Raw genomic sequence first — 15,006 nt, 5'->3', positions numbered from 1 at the left:
ACTCCGTCTTTCTGACGGAGTCATTTGTATGAATACTATTAGGAGGCTGTTTAACTATGAATTGGACTGGCAAGGACATGGATACATATTTGCTTCAAAAAGAATATATCGACACATTGGTGATACCGCTTGTAAAAGTTGAAACGAAGATGGATAATATGAAGACAAGCGCTTCTTCGACAGAATTCGTCATGCATTTGGCTTCCCTCATTGAAACTCAATTCAAAGGGAGGATGATGTTTGCTCCGCCTTTCGCTTATACACCGGAAACGGATCAACAGCACATGGCGCAAACGACATTGCGGGAATTTTCCACAACAACTTTTAAACATGTTTTCTTCTTGACGACGGATCACACTTGGACAGCAATGGAATTGCCAGGACAAGTCATTTGGATGCCTTCCATCCCTCTTGAAAATATGGATGCATCTTTACGGAATTCAATTCTTGAAGATCAACTGCGCCAAGCACTCCCGAAATTCACTGAGGAATGGTCGAAACATTAATCGGTTTTTCTTCATGTTGGAATAATGATCATCGGGTGGATATGAATGGGACCTGTGTAAAATTCATGAAATGTTCACAATCTGAACATACAGCTGAAAGCATGATTGAATTTACATTAATATTGATATATCATAGATATGTCCTAGTATTACAATTAGTAAAAGTATGTCCGTTGGACGGAACTTGGAGTAAGAGGAGGGAAACTGATGAGCAGCAAAGTGTCTAGACGCCAATTCCTAAGTTATACATTAATGGGTGTCGGTGGATTCATGGTTTCAGCTACATTGATGCCGATGGTCCGCTTTGCGGTCGATCCAGTATTGCAACCAAAAGGTGAAGGTGATTTCATTCCGACTCCACAAAAAGTGGACGAGTTGACTGAGACTCCTGTACGTGTTGACTTTACTATTAAAGATCGTAAAGATGGATGGTACAAGTCCGACGTATCGAACACAGCTTGGGTCTATAAAGAAGGCGATACGGTCATCGCACTTTCTCCTGTCTGTAAACACCTTGGATGCACGGTGAACTGGGAAGGCGACGAGAAGCATAAGAACGAATTCTTCTGCCCTTGCCATAATGGACGTTATGAGAAAAACGGTAAAAACATACCGGGATCTCCACCACTCGGACCACTTGATGAATATGTGGTAGAAGTCGTGGATGGCTATGTACATCTTGGAAAGACGGTTCCAAACACATTAGTTTAATATGTAAGGGGGTACGACCGAAGTGCTGAATAAAATTTATGATTGGGTTGACGAACGGTTGGATATCACCCCGATTTGGCGTGATATCGCTGACCACGAAGTACCTGAGCACGTAAACCCTGCACATCATTTTTCTGCATTCATTTATTGTTTCGGAGGTTTGACGTTTTTCGTAACGGTCATCCAGATTCTATCAGGTATGTTCCTTACAATGTACTACACCCCGGATATTGAAAATGCATGGAAATCCGTTTACTATCTTCAAAATGAAGTTGCATTCGGTGAGATTGTGCGTGGGATGCACCACTGGGGAGCATCGCTTGTTATCGTTATGATGTTCTTGCATACACTGCGTGTATTCTTTACAGGCTCGTATAAAAAGCCTCGTGAATTGAACTGGATCGTCGGCGTATTGATCTTCGTCACGATGTTAGGTCTAGGATTCACTGGTTATTTATTGCCTTGGGATATGAAAGCGTTGTTTGCGACTAAAGTAGGTATTGAAATTGCAGCATCGGTGCCATTCATCGGTGAGCAGATTAAGATCCTTCTAGCTGGTGACTCCACTATCCTTGGAGCTCAAACATTGACACGATTCTTTGCGATTCATGTATTTTTCCTACCTGCTGCTTTGCTTGGGTTGCTTGCGGCACACTTTATCATGATCAGAAGACAAGGAATCTCCGGTCCGCTATAAGATTCACATCGGAAACGATGTTGATTGTCTGAAACTAGAATAAGGAGGGGACAAAATGCAACGCGGAAAAGGTATGAAATTTGTTGGTGACTCGCGCATCAAAGCTGAAGGCAAGATGCCGAATGTCCCTAAAGACTACTCGGAATATCCGGGTAAAACAGAAGCTTTCTGGCCGAACTTCCTCTTGAAAGAATGGATTATCGGTGCCATCTTCCTAATCGGATATTTAATCCTGACAGTTGCCCATCCGTCTCCGCTTGAACGTCAAGCAGACCCTACGGATACAACATACATACCGGTTCCAGACTGGTATTTCCTGTCCATGTACCAATTGCTTAAGTATGAATTCGCATCCGGACCATATAACGTCATCGGTGCGATCATCATGCCTGGCTTGGCTATCGGAGCTTTAATGCTAGTTCCTTTCATGGATACATCGAAAGAGCGCCGTCCATTCAAACGCCCTCTTCCAACAGCTTTCATGCTCCTTTCTTTCGCAGCTCTTTTCTATTTGACATGGGAATCCGTTGTGAACCATGACTGGGAAAAAGCGAAAGCGCAAGGTGCAATTGTTGAAGAAGTTCAATTTGATCCAGAGTCTGAAGGGTATCAGATTTACGCAGGATCTTCATGTATCGGCTGTCACGGCGATGCTTTCCAAGGTGGTCTTGGACCAGCTTTGATCAACACTGGACATACTGCTGAAGAATTTATTGACATTGCGCATAATGGTATTGGCACAATGCCTCCGAATCAGTGGGATGGCTCAGAGGAAGACTTGCAAAAACTAGCAGAGTTCCTAGAAGGCTTGAAAACAGCAGAGTAACTCACACGAAAAAAGAGTCAGGTGACTGACTCTTTTTTTTTACAAACTATTATACATAATTTATTACATACTTGTGTTTGGGGAGATGGACATGATTTCTTTAGTCGATCGAATTTGGTTCTTGTTAACACATAAATCATTCCTTTGGATTTTACTATTCATCAATCTGCTCGGCACGGTATACGGCTACGATTGGTATATGTGGCAATTGGAAATAACAGAACCGAAATTCTGGATTTTTGTTCCGGATAGCCCTACGGCAAGCCTGTTCTTTACACTTGCAATCATCGGTTGGTTGATTGGCAGGAATTTCAAAATCATTGAAGCGCTGGCACTTATTACGCTTGTCAAATATGGCTTATGGGCTGTTGTCATGAATCTGCTTACTATGTTGGAAATTGGCTCCTTAGATCCTGTCGGTTGGATGCTTATCGGTTCCCATTTCGCAATGGCCGTACAAGCAGTTCTCTATAGTCCTCTGTACCGATTCGAGTTCAGACATATCGTTATCGCGGCAATTTGGACATTGCATAATGATGTTATCGATTATGTATTCGGCCAAATGCCGATTTACCATGACTTGATGAAGCATATGCAGCAAATCGGCTACTTTACATTCTGGCTCTCCATTGCATGCATCGCCTTGGCATATGTTCTATGGAAGAACAGGAAAAAAAGGGTAAACGCTATAGTGTGATAGCAAAAAGTTGCGGTTAGTTCGGGCACATTATAAAATAGAAGTAGATAGAAAGGGAGGGGAAACATAAATGTCATTTTTGGTTTACCTGGGTATTATCATTTTGCTTCCGTTGTATGCCCAATTCAAAGTGAAAAGTACGTATAATAAATATGCGAAAGTACGCTCAACATCTGGTATGAACGGAGCGCAAGTAGCCCGTCTCATCCTTGACCGAAATGGTTTGCAAGACGTAAAAGTCATTGAAAGTAAAGGGTTTTTAAGTGACCATTATAATCCGTTGACCAAAACGGTGGCATTGTCATCCCAAAACTTCCATGAAGCTTCAGTTGCAGGCACAGCGATTGCAGCCCATGAAGTCGGCCACGCAATCCAGGACGCAGAAGCTTATGCATTCTTGCGTTTCCGCCATCGCTTGGCGCCAGTAGCTAATATTACATCGAATGCATCTTGGGGATTCATCATGATTGGAATAATCTTCTCAAGTATGAACTCTTTGCTCGGCATCGGGATTCTCTTAATGGCAGTGGGTGTTTTGTTCCAGATTGTTACACTGCCTGTGGAATTTAATGCATCGAGCCGTGCAATGAACCAAATTGTTGAACTCGGAATCATTCGGAATGAAGAAGAGCCACATGCGAAGAAGGTACTAAGCGCCGCTGCAATGACATACGTCGCTGCCACTGCAGTTGCCGTAATGGAATTGCTCCGCCTCATTCTTATTTTTCAAAGCAGAGACTAAAACTAAAACCCGACCGCTTCTGGTCGGGTTTTTCTATATTTTTCTTATCTGTAGATGAAGTATATGTGTTACTTCAGGATTGAAGCCGTGCCCGCGGAAAGCGTCCGCCTGAAGCGGAAATCCGGTTATACATAGGGTGTTTGTCAATGATCCAAAGGCCGTTTCTGGTCATCAAGTGTGAAGCCTTCGCCCAACACATCATGCACATCCGTAACCGAAACAAAAGCATGCGGATCAATCGACGTAACAATATTTTTCAAACGCATCATTTCATTTCTGCCAACAACACAATATAATATCTCACGGTCTGATTTCGTGAAATGGCCATAACCTCTGAAAACAGTAACGCCCCGATCCATTTCCAGCGTTATAATGGAAGCGATCTCGTCCTGTGCCTCCGATATGATGAAAGCCCCCTTAGCGGCGTAAGCACCTTCCTGCACAAAGTCGATAACTCTGGCGCCGACGAATAACGCGACAAGCGTATACATCATGGACCGATGATCCAAGTAGACCGCCCAAGACAGCAAAATAACGAACGCATCAAACATAAACATTGTTTTTCCCATGCTCCAGCCTATGTACTTATGCGCCAAACGTGCGATAATATCTACACCGCCAGTTGTTCCGCCATACCGGAAAATGATGCCGAGCCCAACTCCGATGAAAACTCCTGCAAACAGTGCGACGAGGAACATATCCCCCTCCAAGTGGATGTTGAACTGGTATTTCATGAATATTTTCAAGAACACCGATACCGCAACTGTGCCGATAATTGTGTAAATGAAAACTTTCCTACCGAGCAGTTTCCAACCGATGATGAACATCGGAATGTTTAACAGGAGGTTCATAATAGCAGGATCCCAGTTGAAGGCAAACAGGAGGATAAGTGTGATTCCAGTAAATCCACCTTCCGCGAGTTCGTGCTGGATATTGAAATGTACAAGGCCGAAACTGAAAATGGCGGCGCCCAAAATGATGAAAAAGATATTTTTAAATTTTATTCCACTAAGCAAAAGATGACCACCTTTCCTTGGTGCGCATTTACATTGTCGTTCATTACAGAAATTTTGACAATAGTCCTATGAATGAATACGATAACAAATGAAGGGGACGGAAGCAAATTGGAACAAGCTAAAACGATGAAAAACCTGCAAGAAGAAGTCCATTCATACATATCGGGCTTTGAAGAAGGCTATTTTCCTCCGATGGAAATGCTGGCCAGGCTAACAGAAGAGCTGGGGGAACTTTCTCGGGAAGTGCAGCATATATACGGCATGAAGAAGAAAAAGGATAGCGAAGAAATAAAATCATTGGAAGAAGAGACAGGTGACATGCTGTTTGTTCTCGTCTGTTTTGCAAATTCACAAGGCATCAGCTTAGAAGACGCACTGATGGGCGTACTGAATAAATTCAAAGAGCGCGATGCAGACCGATGGACAAAAAAGGAGGATTTTTGATGAAGATAAAAGTGGCCATCGCCGGAGCCCGGGGAAGAATGGGAACGACGGCGATAGAAGCGATAGAAGCAGCAAAAGATGCAGAAGTGGTAGCTGCACTTGATTATAAATACGATGGTTTGCATTTACATAACGGTGTTATAAATGATGAGAAACAAGGTATTCCAATCTATACATCGCTTTCACAGCTTTGTGCGGAGCTTCAACCGGCCGTACTGTTGGATGTGACTGATCCGGATGCAGTATTCAAAAATGTGAAAGATGCTTTGTCGCTAGGCGTCCATCCGGTTGTTGGGACGTCCGGCCTGTCGAAGCAGGAGCTGAAAACCATTTTCGAAATGGTGGAATCGACACATATCGGGGGAATCATTGCACCGAACTTTTCAATCGGAGCAGTGCTCATGATGAAATTTGCAGCGCAGGCGGCCCGCTATTTAGGGGATGTGGAGATACTGGAAATGCATCACGATCGGAAACTGGATGCCCCTTCAGGAACGGCTGTAAAAACAGCGGAAATGATCAAAGAAAACAGGCCGGCTCATATCCAAGGACATCCTGAAGAGCAAGTCCATTTGGAAGGGGCTCGGGGAGCCGATGTGGAAGGGATGAAAATCCACAGCATCCGGTTGCCTGGTCTGCTTGCTCATCAGCAAGTGCTTCTCGGAGGAGAAGGGGAATTATTGACGATACGACATGATTCATTTGACAGGAAGAGCTTTATGCCAGGCATCATGATGGCGATTCGGGAAGTGATCGGTCGGAAAGATCTTGTGTATGGCTTGGAGAATATTATCGATTAACGTTTGTTGGAAGAGGTGCAGTATATGAAGAAATTGAAAGTCGGTATAATATGTTATCCAACAGTGGGGGGGTCCGGTGTTGTAGCGACAGAGCTCGGATTGAAAATGGCGGAAAGGGGACATGAAATGCATTTCATCACTTCAAGTCGGCCTTTCCGTGTCCCGGATATCCAACCCAATATTTATTTCCACGAAGTGAAGATTGACGGTTATGCCGTTTTCAAATATCCGCCTTACGATATCGCACTAGCGAATCGGATTGCACGGGTGATCGAAGAGGAAGGACTTGATCTTTTGCACGTCCATTATGCAGTGCCGCATGCCATTTCAGCAGCTCTCGGCAAGGATATGGCGAATTCCGACATTGGCGTCATTACGACATTGCATGGAACGGACGTGACAATTCTAGGTCATGATCCTGCTTTGAAAAACACGGTCCGTTACGGAATCGACAAATCTGATATGACTACAGCAGTTTCTGAATCACTGCGGCAGGATACGCTTTCATTAATCGAGCCTCAAAATGAAATTCTGACAATCTATAATTTCATCGATGAAGAGAAATACCGGCCGGTCGATCCAGGTTCATTGAAGAGCGATATGGGAATCCGGGATGATGAAAAGGTCATCATCCATATTTCAAACTTCCGCAGTGTCAAAAGGATAGGGGATATTATTGACAGTTTCAAGCTTATCCGAAAGGACATTAATGCAAAATTAGTATTGGTAGGCACGGGTCCAGAAAAGCTTGAAATGATGGAGAAGGCAAGAAAAGAAGGATTGGAAAAAGATATCATCTTCACAGGGAAACGGGATGACTTACCGGAACTTCTAGCAATTAGCGATGTCATGTTCCTTTTATCTGAAAAAGAGGCGTTCGGTCTTGTGCTTCTGGAAGGATTTGCTTGCGGCGTGCCTGCGATTGCAACAAATATTGGCGGAATTCCCGAAGTGATCGAAGATGGGGCGAATGGATTCCTTATCGAGTTGGGAGACGTGGAAGCTGCGGCAATGAAAGCGAAGCTGCTCCTCGAAGATCCAATCATGCACGAAAGCTTCCGCGAAAGTGCATTTAGGACAGTCCGCGATAAATTCAATTCTGCCTCCATTGTTCTCGAATATGAAGAGCTGTACTACAGAGTGGCGGGTATAACATGACATCGGAATTTGGAACAGCGACAAGTCGGAAAGTCGTCCGTCAATTGGAGGATGCGGGATTCGAAGCGGTATTTGTAGGTGGAGCGGTCCGGGACCATTTGCTTGGCAAGGAGGCGTCCGATTTCGATATTGCCACGTCTGCGACTCCTGAAGAAGTGAAGCGGGTTTTCCCCCACACAATTGATGTGGGAATTGCCCATGGCACAGTACTCGTGCTTTTGGATGACGAACCGATCGAAGTGACGACGTACCGTACGGAAAGTACATATACGGATCATAGACGACCTGATGAAGTGAAATTCGTCAGGTCCTTGAATGAGGATTTGCAGCGCCGGGATTTTACTATGAATGCTTTGGCATTGACGCTTACAGGTAAACTGATTGATCCTTTCGGCGGCATCAAGGATCTTCAGAGCCGTCGAATCCGGGCAGTCGGCGACGCAGCAGACAGATTTCATGAGGATGCTCTGCGCATGATCCGCGCGGTCCGTTTTGCTTCTGTTTTAGGGTTTGCAATCGAGGAACATACTTTACAGGCAATTGAAGAAAATGCCGCTAGTATCGTTCATGTTTCCGTCGAACGGATCAAAGTGGAGATGGATAAGTTATGGAAGGGTGCGGATTCAGGCAAGGCACTTGAAATGATAGCGGATACCCGCCTATCGGAGCATTTACCCCTCTTTCCGGATGATGATTGTCTGTTATCCAACTGCGCCCCATATTCAACAGCGGAGCAAGGCTGGTCCGCATTGATGTTGGCTGGTCATTTTTCGGCTGGAGAGATTGCTCGGGCATATAAACTTTCCAATCGTGAGAAGGATTTTCTGGCAGACGTCCAAAATGCGTTTGCTAGGAGGCAGTCAAGTCGATTCACGATTGATGATTATTACCGCTTTACATTGGACGTGTTGATTGCAACTGAAAAAGTTTGGCAATCCATTTATCCGGCAGAACCCGGAATTTCAATCTTGGAAATGAATCAAATGAAAGAAAGCCTCCCGATCCATTCCAAAGATGACCTTCAAGTCGACGGGAAAGATCTGATGGAGTGGGCAAGCAAAAGAGGCGGCAGATGGGTTGGCGAATGGATGCGAAAAATCGAACATTCGGTGCTCCATCAAATTTATCCGAACGATGCGGAAAAGATAAAGGAATGGTTTCTAAGTGAATACGAACATCAAGAGTGAATTGTTGAAAAGACTTTTTGAAGCTCAAGGAAATCCGATTTCTGGACAGGAGTTTGCGGATGAATTCGGGTTGTCCAGAACGGCGATTTGGAAATATATTAGAGAGTTTGAAGAGGAAGGCTATGAAATCGCATCCATCCGTAAAAAAGGGTATGTGCTTATCGCTTCACCGGATCTCGTGAATGCCGCAAATATCAAAAAGTATTTACAGACAGCAACCTATGGCAGAAAAATCGATTATCATGTCAGTTGCGGATCGACCCAAATACTAGCGCATGATGCTGCACAAGCTGATGTCCCCGATGGTACCCTCATCGTTTCAGAGGAACAGACTGCCGGCAAGGGGAGACTGTCCCGTCCTTGGGATTCAGCAGCCCAAAAAGGGATTTGGATGAGTTTGATCATCAGGCCTTCCCTCATGCCCCAGCAGGCTCCGCAAATGACACTTGTGGCTGCCGTCGCAATTGTTAGAGCGATTGAAAATGTCGCCGGCATTGAAGCGACGATCAAATGGCCGAACGATATATTAATCAACAACAGGAAGGTGACGGGCATACTGACTGAACTTCAATCCGAGCCCGATCGCGTGAAAGCGATTATTCTCGGAATCGGAATGAACGTCAATCAGGATGAAGATGATTTTCCATCAGAACTGATAGAAATCGCCACATCCTTGAAGATTGCCGGAGGAAAGCCCATCGATCGCGCAAAGTTGATCGCCGAAATCCTTTTCTTTATTGAATCATATACGAAAATGTATGAGAAACATGGCTTCGGACCAATTAAATTGCTTTGGGAGGGCTATTCCAATATAGCAGGAAAGCGAATCCAAGCTGTTATGTTAAATGAAACGGTCGAAGGCACCGCCTTAGGCATTTCAGAAGAAGGGCTATTAGAGTTGCAGCTCGACAATGGAACAGTCAGAGGCATCTATTCTGCAGATGTCTTTATTAAAGATTGAACTATACAAATCTTTCTTGATTTGCTATAGTTATGGCGAAGGGCAGTATCAACCGGAATTGCACCTTCAGAGCTATATGCTTGTCAGAAAACCCAATAAGATCTGCCTTGATCTTGTAAAAGACAGGGACGGAGGAAACCAAAAATCGTTAGTACACAATCCTTCTGCCCTTTTTTAGGTCGGAAGGATTTTTAATTTTCGGTTTTCTCTACTTTGAACAGAAAAGGGAGAGGATACGGATGAAAAGCACTACTGATTTCACGAAAATGAAACGGACTGGGGAAAAAATCGTCATGGTGACCGCGTACGACCATCCTTCTGCACAATTGGCGGAGGAGGCGGGCATTGATGTAATCCTTGTAGGCGACTCGCTAGGCATGGTCGTTTTAGGTTATGAAACGACTGCTTCCGTTACAACCGATGATATGATTCATCACGGAAAAGCGGTCAGGAGGGGAGCTAAGGACACCTTCGTCGTCGTTGACATGCCTTTTGCTTCCTACCACGGTTCAGAAGATAGGACGCTGGAAGCCGCTGTCCGCATCTTCCAAGAGACGGGAGCAAACGCTTTGAAACTGGAAGGCGGGGGAAAGGTGATCGACGCCATCCATCTCTTGACGGAAACAGGGATTCCAGTTGTTGCACATCTCGGTCTCCTACCTCAATCAGCTGCAGTAGCTGGGGGTTACAAAGTGCAAGGGAAGACCGCGGAAGCAGCGGAAAAACTTATTCAGGACGCAATCGCTTGTGAAGCGGCAGGCGCCTGTATGATCGTGTTGGAGTGCATTCCCTATCAATTGGCGGAGCAGGTTTCGAAAGCGGTCGCAATCCCTACAATTGGGATAGGTGCTGGCGCAGAGACGGATGGTCAAGTGCTTGTTTTCCATGACACGGTTAAATACGGAAATCATCATATCCCTAAATTTGTCGAAGCGTACGCTGATATTGGAAGCGATATTCGCGATGGTTTAAAGAAATATGCATCAGCCGTCAAGACGGGAGAATTTCCTTCTGAAGCACATCGTTTTGCTATGAAGGAAGAAGAACTGGTCGCATTATACGGGGGAATGAACGATGTACGTTGATAGTCCTGACATCCAAGTAATAGAAACGATTGAAGAGCTCCAAAATAAACTGAACCGAAATGAACGAAAAAATACAACAGTCGGCTTTGTCCCGACAATGGGCTATTTGCATGCAGGGCACCTATCTCTTGTGAAGCAAGCAAAGGAACAAAACGACATCGTTGTCATGAGTATTTTTGTCAACCCGGCACAGTTCGGACCCGGTGAGGATTTTGAATCCTATCCGCGTAATCGGGAAAGGGATATACAGCTTGCAGAAGAAGCTGGTGTCGATATTGTTTTTATTCCGTCAGTCGAAGAAATGTATCCGACTGACGGCGGAATCCGTATATTGCCGGGCAGGCAGGCGCATGAGCTTTGCGGAGCTTCAAGGCCCGGACATTTTGACGGTGTTCTCAAAGTTGTTTTGAAACTGTTCAATATTGTCGATCCGGACCGTTCTTATTTCGGCATGAAAGATGCTCAACAACTGGCCATAATCGAAACGTTTGTACGTGACTTCAATGTACGGACAGCTATCGTGCGGGTTCCGATTGTACGGGAAGAGGACGGCTTGGCGAAAAGCTCGCGCAATGTGAACTTAACATATCTAGAGCGTTCGGAAGCGACTGCGATCTATCGGGCATTACAAATCGGTGCAGAGTTGTCCGCGCAGGGAGCCGATCCGAGCGCTATTGAGCGGCAAGTGTCGGAATACATCGTTTCAAATAGTTCAGGGAAGATTGATTATGTGAAAATGCTGGCATACCCTGGATTAGGTCCTGTAACAGTCGGGGCGCAGGAAGTGATTTTAGCTTGCGCAGTGAAGTTTTCGTCAACTAGATTGATAGATAATATTATTATGTCAACAAAGGATGGTACCTATGTTCCGAATGATGATGAACAGTAAATTGCATCGCGCAACAGTGACAGAAGCAAACTTGAATTATGTTGGAAGCATTACGATTGATAGCGACTTGTTGGAAGCGGCGGGTATGCTTCCGAATGAGAAGGTCCATATTGTCAACAATAATAATGGAGCGCGTTTTGAAACATATATTATTGCGGGCAAGCGCGGAAGCGGAGTCATTTGCGTCAACGGCGCAGCAGCCAGATTGGTCCAGAAAGGTGACATTGTCATCATCATTTCATATGTCTATGTAACAGATGAGGAGGCCACCACCCATCAACCGACCGTCCTCCTCATGGATGAAACGAATGGGATCAAAGAAGTGATTAAAGAAGTGCCGGGCGTAATTGCCTGATGGTAGTAGACGCCGGTGAAGGATTGGAATTTTCCTTCATCGGCATTTTTTACTTGTATGGATACCTAAATGCGCAATCGGACCGCGGAATATGATACAATCTGCTGTAGTATTCATTACAGGAAGTTGATGATTGAATGGATAATCGTACATATGCAGTCGTTGACTTGGAGACGACTGGACATTCCCCTTCAAGAGGGGACAGGATCATACAAATTGCAATCGTATTCATTGAAAATGGAACGATAACGCGTCAGTATGCCCGATTTGTCAATCCGGAACGTGAAATACCTCCGTTCATCCAACAATTGACCGCGATTACGGATAAAGAAGTGCTATCTGCCCCTTCCTTTGAAAAGATTGCGCAAGAAGTATCCGATATGTTGCAAGGGACGGTATTTGTCGCTCACAATACCGATTTCGATCTGTCATTTTTGCAAAGTGAATTCAAACGATGCAATGTGGCCGGTTGGTCCGGAAAGAAAATTGATACTGTTGAGTTATCCAAAATCCTTTTCCCATCCTCCTCAAGCTATCGTTTGCAGGATCTGGCAGAGGATTTGGATATTGAGCTGCCTGCCGCACATAGAGCGGATGATGATGCGAAAGCGACTGCCAATTTGTTATTGACAGCATTGTCCAAGCTGCGGACCTTGCCGGAAGAAACATTGAATTTATTGCATAGGCGATCATTCTCATTGCGCTCGGATATTTCGACACTCATCTATGAAGCGCTGAAGCATGTCCGTACATCAGTAAGCGGCGGAAAACTACCTCTATTCAGAGGGATTCCTTACCGTAACGTACCAAAGCCTACAGGTTTCGTGGCGGCTCGTTTTGCTTACCCAACGAAAGATGAGGAAAAAATAGAATTATTGAAGAAAGGCTACTCATCCTTTGAATACCGGAAATCCCAACTGTCTTTCATGGATGCTATTTGGGAAACATTATCTTCACATTCTGAAATCGTCGCCGAGGTCCCTACCGGCGTCGGGAAGACAGTAGGCTATTTATTGCCTGCAGCGATCCGTTCCTATCAAACGGGGAAGCCTGTGGTGATCAGCACGTTCACGAACCACCTTGTTGATCAGATCTTGGAGGATGAAGTGAAGCGTATCCGTAAGATTCTTGGCATCGATTGCACTGCAACTGTCCTTAAGGGCAAAGAGCAGTATATTTCGCTCGGAAAGTTCGAAGAGTTATTGAGGATTACGGATGAATCGTATGACGAAACGTTTACAATCATGCAGATTCTTGTCTGGCTGACAGATACGGAAACCGGTGACGTTAATGAATTGAATGTGTCCGGCGGGGGACAATTGTTTGTCGATCGGATCCGTAAACGGAATAATCGGCTGAGGGAAGATGAAAGAGTGGCGGACTATCATCAAAGGGTGATGGACGCTTGCAGCCATTCAAACCTCATCATTACGAACCATTCGATGCTCCTATCGGATGTCAATCGTGAACAAAAAATATTCCATGACTTTTCCGGCCTGATCATCGACGAAGCCCATCAATTTATTCATACAGCTGCTAATTCCAATGAGACGGTCTTTTCCTATATGAACTGGAAGTATGTCATGGGACAGCTAGGCTCAGACGCGGTTGGCCAGCTTCTCCATCAGATGATGAAACTTCATAGGAAATTTGGCAATTATGGAAATCAGGTGTTTGGAAAGCTAGCCCTCTCCTATGAACAATTCACAACTGTCTTTGATGACGTCGCTGCATTGTTGTCGAACCACCGCCCTCAGATGAAAGGAAGTCAACAAGGGAACAGGGTCGTTTTTGGTCTCGAGGAGTTAGTCGGGAAAGATTCCCTCTTTTCCACAATGGCCGAAAAGATGAATGGATATATTGAGAATGTACAAATAATTAGTTCCCGTCTGGAAGTGCACAGAGATAAAATGTCGCCGAAAGAGCAGGCATTCTTATCAGAATGGGAGTACTGGGTAAGGGAATTGCAAATTAAGGCTGGAGAATGGGTTGAAATATTCCTCGATGATGAAAAGAGGAATTTTACCATTTGGATTGAGAAGGATAAACGTAGTTTGCCTGGTAGTCTAACTGTCGTCAAAAGCCCAGTTGAAGGGTCGGCGATTACAAGGGAATTCATGCAAAGCCTTAAAGATGAAAAGATTGGAATCATATGGACATCTGCAACAATGACAATCAACCAGGATGAACGTTTTGTTTCCAGGCAGCTAGGAATTGCTGAAAGTGTACCCGTCTTAACATTTGAAGCTCCCGCACATTTCTATGATAACGCAGGGATATTCATCATCGATGATATGCCGTCCATCCAGCATGTGTCCCAGAGCGAATATATTGAAGCCGTGGCGGATGCAGTCGTCCAGACAGTGTTCGCGACCGGCGGAAGATTGTTCGTCCTGTTCACCTCGCAGGACATGCTTCGGAAAACGTACGAATTGATTTTGGAGAGTGAACTATTGAAAGATTACGCTCTCATTGCGCAAGGAGTGAGCTCAGGGAGCCGAATGAAACTGTTGAAATCGTTCCGTCAGTTCGAGAAATCGATTCTATTCGGCACAAACAGTTTTTGGGAAGGCGTGGATGTCCCGGGTGAGGCATTGTCTGCGGTCATCATTGTCCGTCTTCCGTTTTCATCCCCGGATGAGGTCGTCTTTAAAGCGAGGGCGGCCAGGCTTGCAGCGAGCGGATCCAACCCATTCACAGATTTGTCATTGCCGGAAGCGATATTGAGGTTCCGGCAGGGATTTGGACGATTGATCCGTTCGTCTGGAGATAGGGGCTATTTCATCATTTTGGATAGACGAATTGATACTAAATCATATGGGAAGCGGTTTTTGAATGCGTTGCCGTCTGTTCCCGTTCATAAAGTGTCATTGGAACATATGGTGAATGAGCTCGAAGATTGTTATAATAAATAGGGATACAGTAGAAGGCG

The 15,006-nt window shown here is 45.0% G+C and carries 16 protein-coding genes; 15 read left to right on the top strand and 1 reads right to left on the bottom strand.

Annotated elements, in window-relative coordinates; all coding sequences use genetic code 11:
* Positions 1–56: 56 nt before the first annotated feature.
* From M3191_RS04325 to M3191_RS04300, 6 genes are all read left to right on the top strand, one after another.
* Positions 57–506: a DUF2487 family protein gene (locus M3191_RS04325; protein ID WP_251698389.1), complete on the top strand. Its 450-nt coding sequence runs from the start codon at positions 57–59 to the stop codon at positions 504–506.
* Positions 507–710: 204 nt separating this feature from the next.
* Positions 711–1,217, top strand: coding sequence for a ubiquinol-cytochrome c reductase iron-sulfur subunit (locus tag M3191_RS04320; RefSeq protein WP_285853230.1), 507 nt, complete (start codon positions 711–713; stop codon positions 1,215–1,217).
* A 22-nt stretch (positions 1,218–1,239) separates the two neighbouring features.
* On the top strand, positions 1,240–1,914 hold the full coding sequence (gene qcrB / locus M3191_RS04315; protein WP_060208191.1) for a menaquinol-cytochrome c reductase cytochrome b subunit: 675 nt from the start codon (positions 1,240–1,242) through the stop codon (positions 1,912–1,914).
* Between the two features lie 55 nt (positions 1,915–1,969).
* Positions 1,970–2,740: a menaquinol-cytochrome c reductase cytochrome b/c subunit gene (locus tag M3191_RS04310; protein WP_251698385.1), complete on the top strand. Its 771-nt coding sequence runs from the start codon at positions 1,970–1,972 to the stop codon at positions 2,738–2,740.
* Between the two features lie 91 nt (positions 2,741–2,831).
* Positions 2,832–3,437 (top strand): DUF1405 domain-containing protein, encoded by a 606-nt coding sequence (locus M3191_RS04305; RefSeq protein WP_251698383.1) that lies wholly within the window; start codon positions 2,832–2,834, stop codon positions 3,435–3,437.
* A 70-nt stretch (positions 3,438–3,507) separates the two neighbouring features.
* Positions 3,508–4,179 carry a zinc metallopeptidase gene (locus M3191_RS04300; protein ID WP_251698381.1) on the top strand — a complete coding sequence of 224 codons (672 nt, stop codon included), beginning with the start codon at positions 3,508–3,510 and terminating at the stop codon, positions 4,177–4,179.
* Between the two features lie 143 nt (positions 4,180–4,322).
* Here M3191_RS04300 and M3191_RS04295 read toward each other — a convergent pair whose 3' ends face one another.
* Entirely contained in the window at positions 4,323–5,195 is an 873-nt protein-coding gene (locus tag M3191_RS04295) for a YitT family protein (protein ID WP_251698379.1), read from the bottom strand.
* Between the two features lie 72 nt (positions 5,196–5,267).
* Here M3191_RS04295 and M3191_RS04290 point away from each other — a divergent pair, with 72 nt between their 5' ends.
* The 9 genes from M3191_RS04290 to dinG all read left to right on the top strand — a co-directional run bounded on the left by M3191_RS04290 (position 5,268) and on the right by dinG (position 14,989).
* The gene (locus M3191_RS04290) at positions 5,268–5,639 is read left to right on the top strand and encodes a nucleotide pyrophosphohydrolase (protein WP_435368137.1); all 372 of its coding nucleotides are present in this window, start codon (positions 5,268–5,270) and stop codon (positions 5,637–5,639) included.
* Positions 5,639–6,439: a 4-hydroxy-tetrahydrodipicolinate reductase gene (gene dapB / locus M3191_RS04285; RefSeq protein WP_251698375.1), complete on the top strand. Its 801-nt coding sequence runs from the start codon at positions 5,639–5,641 to the stop codon at positions 6,437–6,439. Before M3191_RS04290 ends, dapB begins: the two co-directional genes overlap by 1 nt.
* A 24-nt stretch (positions 6,440–6,463) precedes the next feature.
* Positions 6,464–7,597 carry an N-acetyl-alpha-D-glucosaminyl L-malate synthase BshA gene (bshA, locus tag M3191_RS04280; RefSeq protein ID WP_251698373.1) on the top strand — a complete coding sequence of 378 codons (1,134 nt, stop codon included), beginning with the start codon at positions 6,464–6,466 and terminating at the stop codon, positions 7,595–7,597.
* Entirely contained in the window at positions 7,594–8,784 is a 1,191-nt protein-coding gene (locus M3191_RS04275; RefSeq protein WP_251698371.1) for a CCA tRNA nucleotidyltransferase, read from the top strand. Before bshA ends, M3191_RS04275 begins: the two co-directional genes overlap by 4 nt.
* Entirely contained in the window at positions 8,762–9,745 is a 984-nt protein-coding gene (locus tag M3191_RS04270) for a biotin--[acetyl-CoA-carboxylase] ligase (RefSeq protein ID WP_251698369.1), read from the top strand. The genes M3191_RS04275 and M3191_RS04270 overlap by 23 nt, the downstream gene beginning before the upstream one ends.
* 239 nt (positions 9,746–9,984) lie before the next feature.
* Positions 9,985–10,830, top strand: a complete 846-nt coding sequence (gene panB, locus M3191_RS04265; RefSeq protein WP_251698367.1) for a 3-methyl-2-oxobutanoate hydroxymethyltransferase — start codon at positions 9,985–9,987, stop codon at positions 10,828–10,830.
* The gene (gene panC / locus M3191_RS04260) at positions 10,820–11,719 is read left to right on the top strand and encodes a pantoate--beta-alanine ligase (protein ID WP_251698365.1); all 900 of its coding nucleotides are present in this window, start codon (positions 10,820–10,822) and stop codon (positions 11,717–11,719) included. Before panB ends, panC begins: the two co-directional genes overlap by 11 nt.
* Complete coding sequence (panD, locus tag M3191_RS04255) at positions 11,694–12,074, top strand: aspartate 1-decarboxylase (protein WP_251698363.1); 381 nt, start codon at positions 11,694–11,696, stop codon at positions 12,072–12,074. The genes panC and panD overlap by 26 nt, the downstream gene beginning before the upstream one ends.
* 137 nt (positions 12,075–12,211) lie before the next feature.
* Positions 12,212–14,989: an ATP-dependent DNA helicase DinG gene (gene dinG, locus M3191_RS04250; protein WP_251698361.1), complete on the top strand. Its 2,778-nt coding sequence runs from the start codon at positions 12,212–12,214 to the stop codon at positions 14,987–14,989.
* Positions 14,990–15,006 lie beyond the last annotated feature (17 nt).

Origin of the sequence: Sporosarcina luteola, from assembly GCF_023715535.1 — a bacterium.
GTDB lineage: Bacteria > Bacillota > Bacilli > Bacillales_A > Planococcaceae > Sporosarcina > Sporosarcina luteola_B.
This window is presented reverse-complemented; position numbering and strand designations above follow the sequence as displayed.